The organism is Microbacterium insulae (genome assembly GCF_042677065.1).
In the GTDB taxonomy this organism is placed as follows: Bacteria; Actinomycetota; Actinomycetes; order Actinomycetales; family Microbacteriaceae; genus Microbacterium; species Microbacterium insulae.
In genome coordinates, this window is sequence record NZ_JBHTII010000001.1 from 2,070,373 (window position 1) to 2,085,456 (window position 15,084).

At 71.2% G+C, this 15,084-nt stretch carries 16 protein-coding genes; 12 read left to right on the forward strand and 4 right to left on the reverse strand.

The genetic code is table 11. The annotated features are described in order from the left end of the window. Positions 1–40: 40 nt before the first annotated feature. The 10 genes from ACFQ0P_RS09570 to ACFQ0P_RS09615 all read left to right on the forward strand — a co-directional run bounded on the left by ACFQ0P_RS09570 (position 41) and on the right by ACFQ0P_RS09615 (position 9,872). Positions 41–706, forward strand: a complete 666-nt coding sequence (locus tag ACFQ0P_RS09570; protein WP_204978475.1) for a TetR/AcrR family transcriptional regulator — start codon at positions 41–43, stop codon at positions 704–706. 52 nt (positions 707–758) lie between these two features. Then, the gene (locus ACFQ0P_RS09575) at positions 759–1,073 is read left to right on the forward strand and encodes a DUF2277 domain-containing protein (RefSeq protein WP_204978476.1); all 315 of its coding nucleotides are present in this window, start codon (positions 759–761) and stop codon (positions 1,071–1,073) included. A gap of 69 nt (positions 1,074–1,142) precedes the next feature. Further along, on the forward strand, positions 1,143–2,831 hold the full coding sequence (locus tag ACFQ0P_RS09580; RefSeq protein WP_204978477.1) for an ABC-F family ATP-binding cassette domain-containing protein: 1,689 nt from the start codon (positions 1,143–1,145) through the stop codon (positions 2,829–2,831). A 48-nt stretch (positions 2,832–2,879) separates the two neighbouring features. Next, a complete protein-coding gene (locus tag ACFQ0P_RS09585) occupies positions 2,880–3,998 on the forward strand; it encodes a GuaB3 family IMP dehydrogenase-related protein (protein ID WP_204981337.1) in 1,119 nt (372 codons plus the stop codon). After that, complete coding sequence (locus tag ACFQ0P_RS09590) at positions 3,995–4,831, forward strand: SURF1 family protein (protein ID WP_378772028.1); 837 nt, start codon at positions 3,995–3,997, stop codon at positions 4,829–4,831. Before ACFQ0P_RS09585 ends, ACFQ0P_RS09590 begins: the two co-directional genes overlap by 4 nt. A gap of 9 nt (positions 4,832–4,840) precedes the next feature. Next, positions 4,841–5,386: a DUF3817 domain-containing protein gene (locus ACFQ0P_RS09595; protein ID WP_204978478.1), complete on the forward strand. Its 546-nt coding sequence runs from the start codon at positions 4,841–4,843 to the stop codon at positions 5,384–5,386. Continuing rightward, entirely contained in the window at positions 5,383–6,966 is a 1,584-nt protein-coding gene (gene guaA / locus ACFQ0P_RS09600) for a glutamine-hydrolyzing GMP synthase (protein ID WP_204978479.1), read from the forward strand. Before ACFQ0P_RS09595 ends, guaA begins: the two co-directional genes overlap by 4 nt. A gap of 221 nt (positions 6,967–7,187) precedes the next feature. After that, the gene (locus ACFQ0P_RS09605) at positions 7,188–8,582 is read left to right on the forward strand and encodes a glycosyltransferase (RefSeq protein ID WP_204978480.1); all 1,395 of its coding nucleotides are present in this window, start codon (positions 7,188–7,190) and stop codon (positions 8,580–8,582) included. A gap of 79 nt (positions 8,583–8,661) precedes the next feature. After that, entirely contained in the window at positions 8,662–9,288 is a 627-nt protein-coding gene (locus ACFQ0P_RS09610; RefSeq protein ID WP_204978481.1) for a ClpP family protease, read from the forward strand. Further along, entirely contained in the window at positions 9,285–9,872 is a 588-nt protein-coding gene (locus ACFQ0P_RS09615) for a ClpP family protease (protein WP_204978482.1), read from the forward strand. Before ACFQ0P_RS09610 ends, ACFQ0P_RS09615 begins: the two co-directional genes overlap by 4 nt. 22 nt (positions 9,873–9,894) lie before the next feature. On the opposite strand, the gene ACFQ0P_RS09620 is transcribed toward ACFQ0P_RS09615, so the two are convergent. Beyond that, on the reverse strand, positions 9,895–10,605 hold the full coding sequence (locus ACFQ0P_RS09620) for an MBL fold metallo-hydrolase (protein WP_204978483.1): 711 nt from the start codon (positions 10,603–10,605) through the stop codon (positions 9,895–9,897). 80 nt (positions 10,606–10,685) lie between these two features. On the opposite strand from ACFQ0P_RS09620, the gene ACFQ0P_RS09625 reads away from it, so the two are divergent. After that, positions 10,686–11,204: a TetR/AcrR family transcriptional regulator gene (locus tag ACFQ0P_RS09625; RefSeq protein ID WP_204978484.1), complete on the forward strand. Its 519-nt coding sequence runs from the start codon at positions 10,686–10,688 to the stop codon at positions 11,202–11,204. On the opposite strand, the gene ligD is transcribed toward ACFQ0P_RS09625, so the two are convergent. The 3 genes from ligD to ACFQ0P_RS09640 all read right to left on the reverse strand — a co-directional run bounded on the left by ligD (position 11,201) and on the right by ACFQ0P_RS09640 (position 13,922). After that, positions 11,201–12,445 carry a non-homologous end-joining DNA ligase gene (ligD, locus tag ACFQ0P_RS09630; protein WP_204978485.1) on the reverse strand — a complete coding sequence of 415 codons (1,245 nt, stop codon included), beginning with the start codon at positions 12,443–12,445 and terminating at the stop codon, positions 11,201–11,203. The genes ACFQ0P_RS09625 and ligD overlap by 4 nt on opposite strands. 64 nt (positions 12,446–12,509) lie before the next feature. Then, entirely contained in the window at positions 12,510–12,869 is a 360-nt protein-coding gene (locus tag ACFQ0P_RS09635) for a helix-turn-helix domain-containing protein (protein ID WP_204978486.1), read from the reverse strand. A 144-nt stretch (positions 12,870–13,013) separates the two neighbouring features. Continuing rightward, on the reverse strand, positions 13,014–13,922 hold the full coding sequence (locus tag ACFQ0P_RS09640) for a Bax inhibitor-1/YccA family protein (protein ID WP_204981339.1): 909 nt from the start codon (positions 13,920–13,922) through the stop codon (positions 13,014–13,016). 152 nt (positions 13,923–14,074) lie between these two features. Between ACFQ0P_RS09640 and ACFQ0P_RS09645 the strand changes: the two genes are divergently transcribed. Beyond that, positions 14,075–15,082, forward strand: a complete 1,008-nt coding sequence (locus ACFQ0P_RS09645) for a glycerophosphodiester phosphodiesterase family protein (RefSeq protein WP_204978487.1) — start codon at positions 14,075–14,077, stop codon at positions 15,080–15,082. The last annotated feature ends 2 nt before the right edge of the window (positions 15,083–15,084 follow it).

The following is a 15,084-nucleotide window of genomic DNA, read 5'->3' on the forward strand; positions in this document are numbered from 1 at the left end:
ATGATTACAAAGTCAAGTCATTCGCTGATAACCTGGGGAGATGACTTCCGTGAGCGTCCCGCCGTCCGCGTCCGCGACGGACGAGCCGGGTCGGAGGCTCTCGTCGGACGAGCGCCGCCGTCAGATCCTCGTGGCCGCGCTCGCCGTGTTCGGAGCCCGTGGGTACGAAGGTGCGACGACCGACGACGTGGCGCGCGCGGCCGGCGTCAGCCAGCCGTACGTCGTCCGCCTGTTCGGCTCGAAGGAGAACCTGTTCCTCGCGACCCTCGAGGAGGCGCTCGCGCGCCTGCTCGCGAGCTTCCGCGCCGCGCTCGCCGATGAGAGCGGCGAGCGCGAGCCCGGCGTGACCGAGGAGAAGGCCATCGCGGCGAGGATCGGCCAGGCGTACGTCGACCTCCTCTCCGTGCGCGGGCTGCACCAGACCCTCGCCCACGCCTACCTGCTCGGCAGCCACCCGGCGATCGGCGCAGCCGCGCGGAAGGGATTCGCCACGGTGTGGCGGTTCTTCCGCGACGAGATGGGCCTCGACGCCGACGACGCCCGCTCGTTCATGGCCGAAGGCATGCTCATCAGCACGATGATCGGACTGCGCATCGTCGACGACTACGGCTCCGACCCGCAGATCACCGAGCTGTTCCGCTCGTGCTTCCCGACGGAGCTGCCCCACGTGCTCGAGGTGCTGCCGCGCGGCGGCGAGCGCTGGTGAGACGCCCGGCAGAGGGATGACGGATGCCGCGCCCCGGCGTATCGTCGGCGGCATGTGCCGCAACATCGTCCCGCTCCACAACTTCGAACCGGCCGCGACCGACGACGAGTGCCACGCCGCCGCGCTTCAGTACGTGCGCAAGATCACGGGCGCGGCGAGGCCCTCGAAGGCCAATCAGGAGGTCTTCGACCGCGCCGTCTCCGAGATCGCCCATGCGACGCGCCACCTGCTCGATGACCTCGTGACCACGGCACCGCCCAAGAACCGGCAGGAGGAGGCGGCCAAGCGGCAGGCGCGCTCCGCCGATCGGTACGAAGCGCTGCGCGCGTTCCAGCAGCAGAAGCGCGACGCACGCGCGGCCTCCTGATCGACCCCGGGCGGACGATAAGCTGGTCGGCTCGCTGCGGGACGCCGCGGCGAGCAGAACAGGAACACCGTGGGGTACATCGACATCGCCGCCGTCTCGTACGCGCTTCCGGACGGCCGGCCCCTGCTCGACGAGGTGTCGTTCCGCGTCGGCGAAGGGTCGACGACCGCTCTCATCGGTCCCAACGGCGCGGGCAAGACGACCCTGCTGCGCATCATCCGGGGCGAGACCCCCGCGCTCTCGGGAGTCGTGTCCATCGACGGCGGGCTCGGGGTCATGGACCAGTTCGTCGGGCACGGCGGGGCCGGCCAGACGGTGCACGACCTGCTCATCTCGGTGGCCCCGACCCGCGTGCGCAAGGCCGCGCGAGAACTGGAGGACGCCGAGGCCGCGATCATCGAGCGCGACGACCTCGACACGCAGATGCGCTACGCCGGCGCGCTCGCCGACTACGCCGAAGCGGGCGGCTACGAGTACGAGACGGTGTGGGACACCTGCGCGACCGCGGCCCTCGGCATCCCGTTCACCCGCGCGCGGTTCCGCGAGCTGACCACGCTGTCGGGCGGCGAGCAGAAGCGGCTCGCGCTCGAGGCTCTCCTGCGCGGGCCGGACCAGGTCCTGCTGCTCGACGAGCCCGACAACTACCTCGACGTCCCGGGCAAGCGCTGGCTCGAGGAGCGCCTGCGCGAGACGCCCAAGACGGTGCTGCTCGTCTCGCATGATCGCGAGCTGCTCGCGCGTGCGGCCGATCGCATCGTGACGCTCGAGTCCGGCGGTGCCGGCAGCACGGCGTGGGTGCACGGCGGCGGTTTCGGAACATACCACCGCGCACGCGAGGACCGCATGGCCCGCCTCGACGAGCTGAGGCGCCGGTGGGACGAGCAGCACGCGAAGCTGAAGGCCCTCGTGGCGACGCTCAAGGTGAAGGCGACCGCCAACGACAGCTTCACGTCGCGATACCGCGCGGCGCAGACGCGACTGCGCAAGTTCGAGGAGGCCGGCCCGCCGCAGGAGCGGCCGCCCGAGCAGGACCTTGCGCTCCGCCTCCGCGGCGCCCGCACCGGCAAGCGCGCCGTCGTCGCCGAGGGCCTCGAGCTGACGGGTCTCATGCGGCCCTTCGACCTCGAGGTGTGGTTCGGAGACCGTGTCGCGGTCCTCGGCTCGAATGGCTCGGGCAAGTCCCACTTCCTCCGCCTGCTCGCCCGCGGCGGGACGGACCCGGACGCGCGGCTCGGCCACGTCACCACGACGGGAGCGGCCCTCGACGCCGTCGCCCACACCGGTCGCGCGGTGCTCGGAGCCCGCGTGGTCCCGGGATGGTTCGCGCAGACCCACCGGCACCCCGAGTTCGCCGGCCGCACGCTTCTGGACATCCTGCACCGTGGAGAAGACGCCCGCGCGGGGTTGCCGAGGGATGCCGCGAGCTCCGCCCTCGACCGCTACGGGCTCGTCGGCCAGGCCGAGCAGGCGTTCGACAGCCTGTCGGGCGGGCAGCAGGCGCGGTTCCAGATCCTCCTGCTGGAGCTCTCCGGTGCGACGCTGCTCCTCCTGGACGAGCCCACCGACAACCTCGACCTCGTGTCGGCCGAGGCGCTGCAGGACGCACTGGCACGATTCGAGGGCACCGTGCTGGCGGTCACCCACGACCGGTGGCTCGCGCGGAGCTTCGACAGGTTCGTCGTCTTCGGCGCCGACGGCCGCGTCTACGAGGCCGATGCGCCGGTGTGGGACGAGGCCCGTGTCGCCCGCGACCGCTGAGCCGCGAAACGCGGCCGGAAACCCGGCGGGTAGGCTGGCCTCGTGAGCATGGACATCGAACTCGGCCGCGCCAAGCGCGCACGTCGCGCGTACACGTTCGACGACATCGCGGTCGTGCCCTCTCGGCGTACGCGCAACCCCGAGGACGTCTCCACCACGTGGACCATCGACGCCTTCAGCTTCGACATCCCGGTCCTGGGTGCACCCATGGACTCCGTCGTGAGCCCGCAGACCGCGATCATGCTCGGGCAGCTGGGCGGCCTCGGCGTGCTCGACCTCGAGGGGCTGTGGACCCGCTACGACGACCCGGCGCCCCTGCTCGCCGAGATCGCGGGCCTCGAGAAGGCGGCCGCGACCCGCCGCATGCAGGAGCTCTACGCCGAGCCCATCAAGCCCGAGCTCGTGCGCGACCGCCTGGCCGAGATCCGGGCCGCCGGGGTCACCGTCGCGGGAGCACTCACACCGCAGCGCACGCAGGAGCTCTACGAGACCGTCGTCGCTGCGGGCGTGGACCTGTTCGTGATCCGCGGCACCACGGTGTCGGCCGAGCACGTGTCGTCGGTGGATCAGCCCCTGAACCTCAAGAAGTTCATCTACGACCTCGACGTGCCGGTCATCGTCGGCGGCGCGGCGACCTACACCGCGGCCCTCCACCTCATGCGCACGGGCGCGGCGGGGGTGCTCGTCGGGTTCGGCGGGGGCGCGGCATCCACCACGCGCGCGACGCTCGGTCTGCACGCGCCGATGGCGACCGCCGTCGCCGATGTCGCGGGTGCCCGCCGGGACTACCTCGACGAGTCGGGCGGCCGCTACGTCCACGTGATCGCCGACGGCGGCGTGGGCACGTCGGGCGACATCGTCAAGGCGCTCGCGATGGGCGCCGACGCCGTCATGCTCGGCGTGGCGCTGGCGCGCGCGACGGATGCTCCGGGCCAGGGCTACCACTGGGGTCCCGAGGCGCATCACGCCAAGCTTCCCCGCGGACGCCGCGTGAAGGTCGACCAGGTGGCCACCCTCGAGGAGATCCTCTACGGCCCGGCGCCGGTCGCGGACGGCACCGCGAACCTCATCGGCGCGCTGCGGAAGTCGATGGCCACCACCGGGTACTCCGACCTCAAGGAGTTCCAGCGCGTCGAGGTCGTGGTGGCGCCGTACAGCGCGGGATGACCGAGCCCGCCGACGCCCGCGAGGTGTTCCCGCCGACGCTGCGCGAGGTGATGCTGCGCCCGCAGTGGATCGGCGTGCTGCTTTTGTGCCTGGTCGTGGCGGGTGTGTTCGCGTGGCTCGGCCAGTGGCAGCTCGGCCGCGCGATCGACACGGACCCGCCACCCCCGGGCGCGACGGAGGTCGTGCGTCCGCTCGAGGACGTCGCCGCGCCGGGGGAGTACCTCCCCGAGCCGCTCGTCGGCCAGCGCGTGAGCACCGAAGGGTTCTGGCTTCCCGGCGACTTCGTGATCGTCCACTCGCGGTTCAATGACGACGTAGAGGGCTACTGGGTCACCGGGCAGCTGCGCATCGCGGGAAGCGAGCAGAAGACCTCGGTCGCGGTCGCGCTCGGGTGGGCGCCCACGCTCGCCGCGGCGCAGGCGGCCGTCGACGAGCTCGACCGCGAGGCATCCACCCCCGTGAAGACTCCGGTCGAGGTGACGGGGCGCCTCATCTCGGACGAGGGGCCGGTGCCGCCGCCGCGCGACGCGGACCCGCAGACCCTGACGCGCATGTCTCCCGCCGCGCTCCTCGGCCAGTGGAGCGACGTGGAGGGGCTGTCGGTCTACCGCCCGTACATCGCCTCGCAGGAGGCTCCGTCGCCGCTCGAGGACATCTCCTCGCCCGCCCCTGCGGCGGGGTCGACCGTCAACTGGCTGAACATCTTCTATGCGGCCGAGTGGGCGATCTTCGCCGGGTTCGCGTTCTACCTCTGGTATCGCCTCGCGCGCGACGCGTGGGAGAAGGAGGTCGAGGACCTCGAGCCGGAAATCTCCCCGGAATCCCGCGGGTAGACTGGCCGCATGCCCCGCGCCCCGAAGCTCGCGTCCTTCCCCGCGATCCGTGGAGCCCTGAAGTTCTACCAGGTGTGCTCGATCATCACCGGCGTCGGCCTGCTGCTGCTCGTGGCCGAGATGATCCTCAAATACACGCCGTTGCATGTCGAGCTCTTCCTCGGTGGCTCCGGCGGCTTCCTGTGGTTCGCGCCGGTCATCGCCGGCCCCGGCTGCGAGTGGTGGTCGCTGTTCGCACCGATGACCAACGACTGCGAGATGATCTCGACCGGCGACGGCTTCAACCTGTCGCTGTTCATCCTGGTCGCCCACGGCTGGTTCTACGTCGTCTACCTGTTCTCGTGCTTCCGCGTGTGGAGCCTCATGCGCTGGCCCTTCGGCCGGTTCCTCCTCCTCGCGCTGGGCGGCATCGTGCCGCTGCTGTCGTTCTTCATGGAGGCCAAGGTCGGCCGCGAGGTCACGTCCTACCTGAAGACCCGCGAGGATGCGGAGCTCCACTCGCAGGCCACCCATTCGACCCTCACCCACGCGATCCCCACGGAGAACCAGCGTTGACAGAGCAGACCGAAACCTCGCAGCGTCCCGTCCTCGTCGTCGACTTCGGGGCGCAGTACGCCCAGCTGATCGCACGGCGCGTGCGCGAGGCGGGGGTCTACAGCGAGATCGTGCCGCACACGGCGTCGGCCGCCGACATCGCTGAGCGCAATCCGGTCGGCATCATCCTGTCGGGCGGCCCGTCCTCGGTCTACGAGCCGGGTGCGCCGTCGCTGGACGCGGGCGTGTTCGACCTCGGAGTGCCGACGCTCGGCATCTGCTACGGCTTCCAGGTCATGGCCCAGGCCCTCGGCGGCGAGGTCGCCAACACGGGGCTGCGCGAGTACGGCGCGACGGATGCCTCGCTCACCGGTGACGGCGGGGTGCTCCTCGGCGGGCAGCCGGCGGATCAGAACGTGTGGATGAGCCACGGCGATCAGGTCTCCCGCGCGCCCGAGGGGTTCGATGTGCTCGCTTCGACGACGGCCACCCCGGTGGCCGCGTTCGGCAGCGACGAGAAGCGCTTCTACGGTGTGCAGTGGCATCCCGAGGTGAAGCACACCGACCACGGTCAGCAGGTCATCGAGAACTTCCTCCACAAGGCGGCCGGCCTTCCGGCCGACTGGAACAGCGGGAACGTCATCGCCGAGCAGGTGGAGCGGATCCGCGAGCAGGTCGGCAGCGGCCGCGTGCTGTCGGCGCTGTCGGGCGGGGTCGACTCGGCGGTCTCGACCGCCCTGGTTCACAAGGCCGTCGGCGATCAGCTGGTCGCGGTCTTCGTCGATCACGGCCTCCTGCGCAAGGGCGAGCGAGAGCAGGTCGAGAACGACTACGTCGCGTCGACCGGGGTGCGGCTGGTCACGATCGATGCGCGCGAGCAGTTCCTCGCCGCGCTGGCCGGGGTGTCCGATCCCGAGGAGAAGCGCAAGATCATCGGCCGCGAGTTCATCCGCACCTTCGAGGCGGCCGAGCGCGAGCTCATCGCGGAGGCCGCAGCCGACGGCGAGCCGATCCGCTTCCTCGTGCAGGGCACGCTCTATCCGGACGTCGTCGAGTCCGGTGGAGGCACCGGGACGGCGAACATCAAGTCCCATCACAATGTCGGCGGCCTGCCCGAGGATCTTCAGTTCGAGCTCGTCGAGCCGCTGCGGACGCTCTTCAAGGATGAGGTGCGCGCGATCGGCCGCGAGCTCGGCCTGCCGGAGGCGATCGTCGGCCGCCAGCCGTTTCCGGGCCCCGGGCTCGGCATCCGGATCGTGGGCGAGGTCACCGCTGACCGCCTCGAGATTCTGCGTGACGCCGACGCCATCGCGCGCGAGGAGCTGACGCGCGCGGGACTCGACGGGGAGATCTGGCAGTGCCCGGTCGTGCTGCTGGCCGATGTCCGCTCCGTGGGCGTGCAGGGAGACGGCCGGACCTACGGCCACCCGATCGTGCTGCGCCCGGTTTCGTCCGAGGACGCGATGACGGCCGACTGGACCCGCCTGCCCTACGACGTGCTCGCCCGCATCTCGAACCGCATCACCAACGAGGTGCGCGAGGTCAACCGCGTCGTGCTCGACGTCACGTCGAAGCCCCCCGGCACCATCGAGTGGGAATGACGGTGTCGTTCTCGCGCCGCGGTGTTGCGGCTCGAGCGGCATCCGATCCTCGTATATGAGTTCGTGCTCACAGACCCCGAGCGGTCCCGGGTGTGCGGTGTGAGCGGGTTCTCACGTGAGTCCCTGTGAGCGAGTACTCACTACGGAATCGGAAGGGTGTGAAACCTCGGCGGGTGCGCCGGCCCGCTGAACCTCGGCGGCCGATGCGGGAGGATGAGAGGGTGACGACGTTCCCGGATGCCTCCTACCTCATCCTGTCGAGCCGGCTCATCCCCGACCACGACGGCGGCTACGCGATGGCGATCCTCGCCCGCGCACGGCAGATGGCGGCGGCCGGTGTCGAGGGAGGCCGCGGACCCCTCATCCTGACGTTCGACCCCGGCACGCCGGCCGACCACGCCAGGCATCGCCGCGCTTTCGACGAGCGCGGCCTCATCACCGGCGCGGACCGCATGCGCAACCTCTTCGACGAGGCCTCCCACCCGGGCGGCGGCGCGGCGGCGTGGCTCCTCGACGCCGCGCAGCCCGGTGACCCCGATCCCGCCCTCGAGTACCGCCGCATCAACGACGCCGACGGGCGACCGATCGTGGGGCTGCCGGTGATCCACGGCGACCCGGACTGGCACATCACCACCGCGCCGGTCGCCGTGTACGGCCGCGACGGCCGCGTCGCGGGTGTCGTCGAAGGGTTCGGCGCGCTGTACCGCGCGTGGCTCGCCGCGGTCGTCGACGAGCTGCGCTCCGCCGCCGACGGGAAACCGGTCGTCGTGATCTGCGAGTCCCGCCAGCTCGGAGAGCTCATCGCAGGGTGGAACGACCCCGGCGTCCGACTCATCCACTCCATCCACACCATCCATCTCGAGCCTCCCCACACGCCCGATGCGCCGCTCAACCCGCTGTGGACACGCTGGTTCAGCCTCGCCGAGCGGTTCGACGCCGTGCTGTGGCTGAGCGAAGCGCAGCGCTCCGACGTCATCGACAGGTTCGGGGAGGCCGGCGTGCACCTCGTGATCCCCGCGGGCGTCCCCGCCGCCTCCGCCGTCGTGCCGGGCTCGGAGAGGGTTCCGGGACGCGTCGTCATGCTGAACCGCCTCGCGCCGGGAAAGCGCGTCGACCACGCGATCGGCGCCTTCCGCGAGGTGCGAAAAGAGGTCCCCCACGCCACCCTCGACATCTACGGGGCCGGCGCCGAGCAGGATGCCCTGCAGCGGCTCATCGAGGACGAGGGTCTCACCGCTCATGTCGTCCTGCGCGGGATCACCGAAGATCCCGAGCGCGTGCTCGACGCGGCATCCGCGTTCCTCACGACGTCGGCCTTCGAAGGGCAGGCCCTCGCCATCGTCGAGGCGATGGTGCGGGGCACGCCCGTCATCGCCTACGACGTCCCCTACGGCCCCCGCGACCACCTGGCGCGCGGCGGCGGCGTGCTCGTGCCGAACGGCGACGAGGCCGCCCTCGCGGCCGCGATCGTGCGCGTGATCGCCGACCCCGAAGAGCACGCGCGGCTCTCCCGCGAGGCCGCGCAGATGGCCCGCCGCGTCGACCCCGACCGGGTCACCGCCGCCCTCGCTCAGGCGGTGCAGGACGTCCTCGCCGCGCCCTCGCGCAGAGTCTGACGCCCGCGCTCCGCCCGGGGCGGAGCCGCCGACGGCGGAACGGGATGCCGCGCACCCGCCTCGCCCGCACGCTGGAGTCATGGCTGAAGAAGGCAAGATCCCCCTGTTCGGGGCCGAAGCGCGGCGCGAGCTGTTCCACCAGCGGGTGCTCGTGCTCGACGGTCCGCTCGACGACGACAACGGCACCCTCCTCGCAACGCAGCTCCTCGCCCTCGCGGCGGAGGACGAGACATCCGACATCGCTCTCTGGATCCATTCGCCGGGCGGATCGGTGCCCTCGATGCTCGCGATCCGCGACATCATGCGGTTGGTCCCCAACGACGTGGCCACCCTCGCGCTCGGCCTCGCGTGCAGCGCAGGGCAGTTCCTCCTCTCCGCCGGCACGAGGGGCAAGCGGCGCGCCCTGCCGCACGCGCGCATCCTCATGCATCAGGGGTCGTCGGGGATCGGTGGCTCGGCGGTCGACGTCGAGGTGCAGGCCGACGATCTGCGGCATATGCGCGACACGGTGCTCGGGCTCATCGCCGAAGACACCGGGCAGAGCGCCGACCGCATCTTCGAAGACTCCCTCCACGACCGGTGGTACACCGCCGCCCAGGCGCTCGACTACGGGTTCATCGACGGGATCGTCGACGACTTCGACCAGGTCGTTCCCCGGCGCCGGCGCCCCGCGGGTCTCGGCCTCGCACCCGGGGAGGCGGCATGAGCTCCTACACGATCCCGAACGTCGTGGCGCAGCATCCACGCGGCGACCGCGTCATGGACGTCTACTCGCACCTGCTGTCCGAACGCGTCGTCTACCTCGGGACGGGCATCGACGCCGGCGTCGCGAACGCGCTCATCGCGCAGCTGCTGCACCTCGACGCCGACAGTCCGGAGCGCGACATCCAGCTCTACATCAACTGCGAGGGGGGTGACCCGGCGGCGATGCTCGCGGTCTACGACACGATGCAGCACGTGCGGCCGGATGTCGCCACCACCGTCGTCGGACAGGCGATCGGGGTGGGCGCCGTCATGCTCGCGGCCGGCGCCGCGGGGAAGCGCGCGGTCCTCCCGCACGCCCGGGTGGTGCTGCACCAGCCCGCGGGACAGGGGAGGGGCGCGATCCCCGACCTCATCCTGCAGGCGGACGAGCTCGTGCGGGTGCGTGGGGACGTCGAGGCGATCCTTGCGCGGCACACGGGAAAGGATGCCGCGCAGCTGCGCGCCGACACCGACCGCGACCGGGTGTTCACCGCCCCGGACGCGGTCGCGTACGGCCTCGCCGACCACGTGCTCGAGCCGCGCTGAGACGACTCGAGCACGCGATGAATCAGCCCGCCGCGCGGACGGTGGCGGCGACCGTGTCGGGCGAGCCCTGCCAGGGCGCCCCGTGCCCGGGCAGCACCCAGGTCGCGTCGAGACCCGACAGCCGATCGAGCGAGTCGACCGCTCGTGCGGGCTCATCGGTGAACGGGGCCGGCTGAAGGCCGAGGCGGCCGGTCAGCACGTGGCGCGTGGTCAGGGCGTCGCCCACGAACACCGCGCGGGCGATCGGGACGTGGATGGCGATGCTCCCCGGCGAGTGACCGGGCAGGCCGATCACTCGCGGTGAACCCGGGAGGTCGAGCACGTCTCCGTCGGCGACCTCGGTCACCTCGGTCAGGTACTCGGTGCGCCAGCCGCGCTTGCGCACCGCGTAGGCGAAGAAGCCGGCGGTCGGACCCACGCGCAGGGGTCCCATCGCCGTCTTGGGCTTGTCGCCCCCGCGCGCCCGGTCGGCGTCCGCCGAGTGCACGAAGACGGGTACGCCGTGCTCGCGGCGAAGACGCTCGGCGAACCCGATGTGGTCGCTGTCACCGTGGGTGAGGATCAGGCCGCGGATGTCGTCGAACGATCGTCCGAGTTCGGCGAGCTCGGTCTTCAGGTCGTCCCAGTGCCCGGGAAGACCCGCGTCGATGACGGTGATGCCCTCGGGTGTCACCACGAGATAGGCGGCCACGATGTCGTTGCCGATGCGGTGGAGGTGGGAGTTGAGTCGCATTCTGATTCTTTCGCTTCGAGGTGTAGGCTATTGTACGTAGCCATGATGGCTTATGTCAATAGCCTTGCCAGGAGGACCGGATGCCGGCACCAGACCGCACCTCGCTCGAAGCCATCGTCGACGCGGGCCGGGACCTGCTCGAGCGCGGGGGTCCATCCGCCGTCACGATGCAGGCCGTGGCCGACCGCGTCGGTGTGCGGCCACCCTCGCTCTACAAGCGGGTGCGCGACCGAGAAGCGCTGCTGCGGCTCATCGTCGAGGCGACCGTAGAGGATCTCGGCGGTCGGCTCGCGGCATCCGACGGCTCCCTCGCCGAGCTCGCCCGCGGATACCGCGCCTTCGCGCGGGACCGGCCCGAGGCCTTCCGTCTGCTGTACGCGATCCCGGGGAACGACGAGGCCCTCGGCCGGGCCAGCGAGCCGGTGCTGCGGGCCGCCCGGGAGGCGGTGGGGGAGGAGCGCGCGCTCGAGGAGGCGCGCCTGCTCACGGCCTGGGCGACCGGGTTCGTGAGCATGGAGCTCGCCGGCGCGTTCCGGCTCGGCGGCGACGTGGACGCGGCGTTCGAGTACGGGATCGCCCGCCTCGCGCAGAGCGCCTAACCCGTTCCCGGGCTTCCGGGCCAGACCTTGCCCGCCCACGGGTCGTAGTCGGCGATCAGGTCCTCCTGCGCCGGTCGCTCGTCGTCGGGCACGTGCTGCAGGTTCACGCGCACGCGATACCACAGCGAGCTCGAGCCCCGCATTCCGTCGACGAGGACGTCAGCCGGGTGCAGCAGCTCCGCCGCCGACGCATGCCGCGACTTCCACACTTCGAGCGCGTCGAGGGCCTCGGGCTTGGTCTTCGTGCGCGCGACCTCGATCAGGGGCATCGTCGACTGCCGTCTTCCGTCGGCGTCGCCCCCGCGCGGCGGCTTCTCGGCGGGACCCAGCTCGTCGGCGAGGGCGAGGAGGCCGTCGAGGGTGCCGACGGCGTCGTCGATGCCGCGGTGCGGATCGCCGATCGCCGCGAAGCGCTCGAGCACCGAGCGCACGGTGAACTCCTCGGGCCGGCGCACGCCGACCTCGTCCCAGTCCATCGGGGTGGAGACCCGCGCGTCGGGCAAGGGGCGGATCGAGTAGGCCGAGGCCACCGTGCGGTCCTTGGCGTTCTGGTTGAAGTCGACGAACACGCTCTCGCCGCGCTCCTCCTTCCACCAGCGGGCGGTCGCGAGACCGGGAGCGCGGTTCTCGACCTCGCGGGCGAGGGTCTCGGCGGCCAGCCGCACCTGCTTGTAGTCCCAGTGGGGGGCGATCCGCACGAGGATGTGCAGTCCGCGGGACCCGCTCGTCTTCGGCCAGCCCACGAGCCCGACGTCGTCGAGGACCTCGCGCGCGACCATCGCTACGTCGACGATCTGCGACCAGTCCACTCCGGGCATGGGATCGAGGTCGATCCGAAGTTCGTCGGGATGATCGAGGTCCTCGGCCCGCACGGGATGCGGATTGAGGTCGAGACACCCGAGATTGACGACCCACGCCAGGCCCGCGGCATCCCGGATCACGGCCTCTTCGGCCGAGGTGCCGCGCGCGTAGTGCAGGGTCGCGGTGTCGATGTTATCGGGATGGTTCTCGGGCACGCGCTTCTGGAAGAAGGCCTCCTGGGCGATGCCCTTGACGAAGCGCTTGAGCACCATCGGCCGGCCACCGGCGCCGCGCAGCGCCCCGTCTGCGACGGCGAGGTAGTACTGCACGATCTCGAGCTTGGTGAGGCCGGGAACCGGGAACACGACCTTGTCGGGGCTCGACACCCGCACCTCGCGTCCGTCGACGTCGAGGAACTCCTCTTTGCGCGCTGGGCTCACCCGGCCCACGCTAGCGGCGCCCGCGGACAGCGGCCAGGGCTTGCCTTCCGATCAGGCGGCGCGGTCAGGCGGCGAGGGCGACGGTGCCGCGGCAGGTTGCGGCTGCGCGGGATGCCTCGGCACCGCGCAGCTCGTCGGCCACCGCCGCGGTCAGCTCGACCAGCGTGACCTCGAGGGCGCCGGCGACGGCGGCGATCATCTCGCTCGACGGCTCCTTGAGACCGCGCTCGATCTCGGAGAGGTACTGGGGCGACAGCCCCGCGCGCTCCGCGGTGTCGGCGAGGCGCTCGCCGCGGTCGTGACGGAGACGGCGAAGCTGCTCGCCGAGCGCGTCCCGCCACAGCGGCTCGGGCTCGCGCGCCGGCCGCGGGGAGCGAGGCGCTCGCGGGGCGGACGTCGTCGGCAGCGGGATGATCTCGGCCATGCCGTCACGATAGGACGCGGATGCCGCGCCCGCCGAGCCCTTCCGCTCACAGCAGAACGGCCGCCCGGAAACCCGGACGGCCGTTCTTGGATGAGGTGCGACCCTGCGGAAGATCTCGATACACGCGCTGCGCGCGCACTCGACTCAGTTCGAGCCGCGGACGATCGCGATGATGCGGAGGATCTCGATGTAGAGCCAGACGACCGTCACCATGATGCCGAAGCCGCCGAGCCAGCCGTACTGACGGGGGGCGCCGTTGCGCACGCCGCGCTGGATCGAGTCGAAGTCGAGCACGAGCGAGTACGCCGCCATGATGACGACGAGCACACCGATGAGCAGACCGATCGGGATCCCGGCGATGGTGCCGCCGAGGAGACCCCACGGGTTGGTGTTGATGCCCGTCCACATGAGCACCAGGTTCAGCAGCGAGAACACGAGGTAGCCGACCATCGCGATCATGAAGACCTTCGTGGCCTTCTTCGACGCGCGGATCTTGCCGCTCGCGAAAAGGGCGAGGGTCACGCCGACGACCGACAGGGTGCCGAGGGTCGCCTGCAGGACGATGCCCTCCCAGATCATCTCGAAGTACGCCGAGATGCCGCCGACGAAGAGGCCCTCGAATGCGGCGTACCCGAAGATGAGCGCCGGGCGGATCTTCTTGCGCGAGGTGAAGATCACCACGAGCGACAGGACCAGACCGCCGAGCATGCCGACGATCCACGGCATGAGGGTCGGCTGGCCGGTCTCGGCGACGGGGGCCATCGTCCAGATCCAGCCGCCGACGGCGGTGACCAGCAGGATGGCGAACAGGCCGACGGTCTTCCAGATGGTGTCCTCGACCGTCATGCGGTCGGTGTCGACGGCACCGGCGGCCGGGGCGGCGTACATGCCCTCGAGCTGCGCCTGGGCCGCGGCATCCGTTCCGGCGTGCTGGGCCGAGGCGGTCTGCGTCTGCGCGGCGGGCGGCTGGAGGCCGGGGCGACCGGGGTAGGTCTGCGCGGCCTTCGAGTCCTGGAAGGCGGGGTTGTTGAACGCGGGGTTATTGAGGGCCACTGCTCTCACACTCCAAGTCACGGGTTGCACAGCACGGTGCTGTTGATCAACGATATCCGACGGCCCGGCGCGGCGGCACGCCCGGCGCTGTGAGACGGCTATGAGGGATGCCGTGGCCCGCCCCCGACGGACCCCGCGGGTAGCCTGGAGCGATGCCGCGATCGACTCCTCTCGTGATCGGTCATCGCGGCGCCCCCGGGTATCGCCCCGAGCACTCCCGGTCGTCGTACGACCTCGCGCTCGAGTTCGGTGTCGACGGCGTCGAACCCGATGTCGTCGTCTCCGCCGACGGGGTTCTCGTCGTTCGTCACGAGAACGAGATCTCGGGGACCACCGACGTCGCCGACCGCCCGGAGTACCGCGACCGCCGGACGACCAAGACCGTGGACGGCGCGGAGCTGACCGGATGGTTCACCGAGGACTTCACGTGGGAGGAGCTGGCCGGGCTCCGCTGCCGCGAGCGCCTGCCGAAGATCCGGCCGTCGAGCGCGACGTTCGACGATCAGCAGCCCGTGCTGCGCCTGAAGGACGTCCTCGACCTCGTGCGCGACGCGTCGCTGGCCCAGGGCCGGGAGATCGGCGTCGTCCTCGAGATCAAGCACGCGACGTACTTCGCCGCCCTGGGGTGGGATGTCGCGGCACTCGTGGACGCCGAGCTGCGCGAGGCGGGCTGGGCGGAGGGCGCCCTGCCTCTCACGATCGAGGCGTTCGAGTCGACCGTCCTCTTCCAGCTGCAGGAACGCGGCATCCGGGCGACCTACGTGTACCTGCTCGAAGCGGCTGGGCGCCCCTTCGATCTCCTCTCGCGGCAGGGCACGTCCGCACTGACGTACCGGCAGACGGCGGCTCCCGCGGGCCTCGACGGCCTCGTCGGGCGGGTCGACGGCATCAGCGTCGACAAGCGCATGATCCTCGCGCCCGACAAGCTCGGCCGGGCAGGGACGTCCACGGTCGTCGCCGACGCCCACGAGCGGGGGCTGCGGGTGTACACGTGGACATGCCGACCCGAGAACAGCTACCTGATCGGCCAGTTCCGCGGGCGAGGCGGCCCGGCGGCGTTCGGCGACTGGGAAGCCGAGTGGGGGAGGATCCGGGATGCCGGCGTCGACGGGGTCTTCGTCGACCACCCCGACCTCGGCGTGGCGTTCTTCCGCTCCTGACG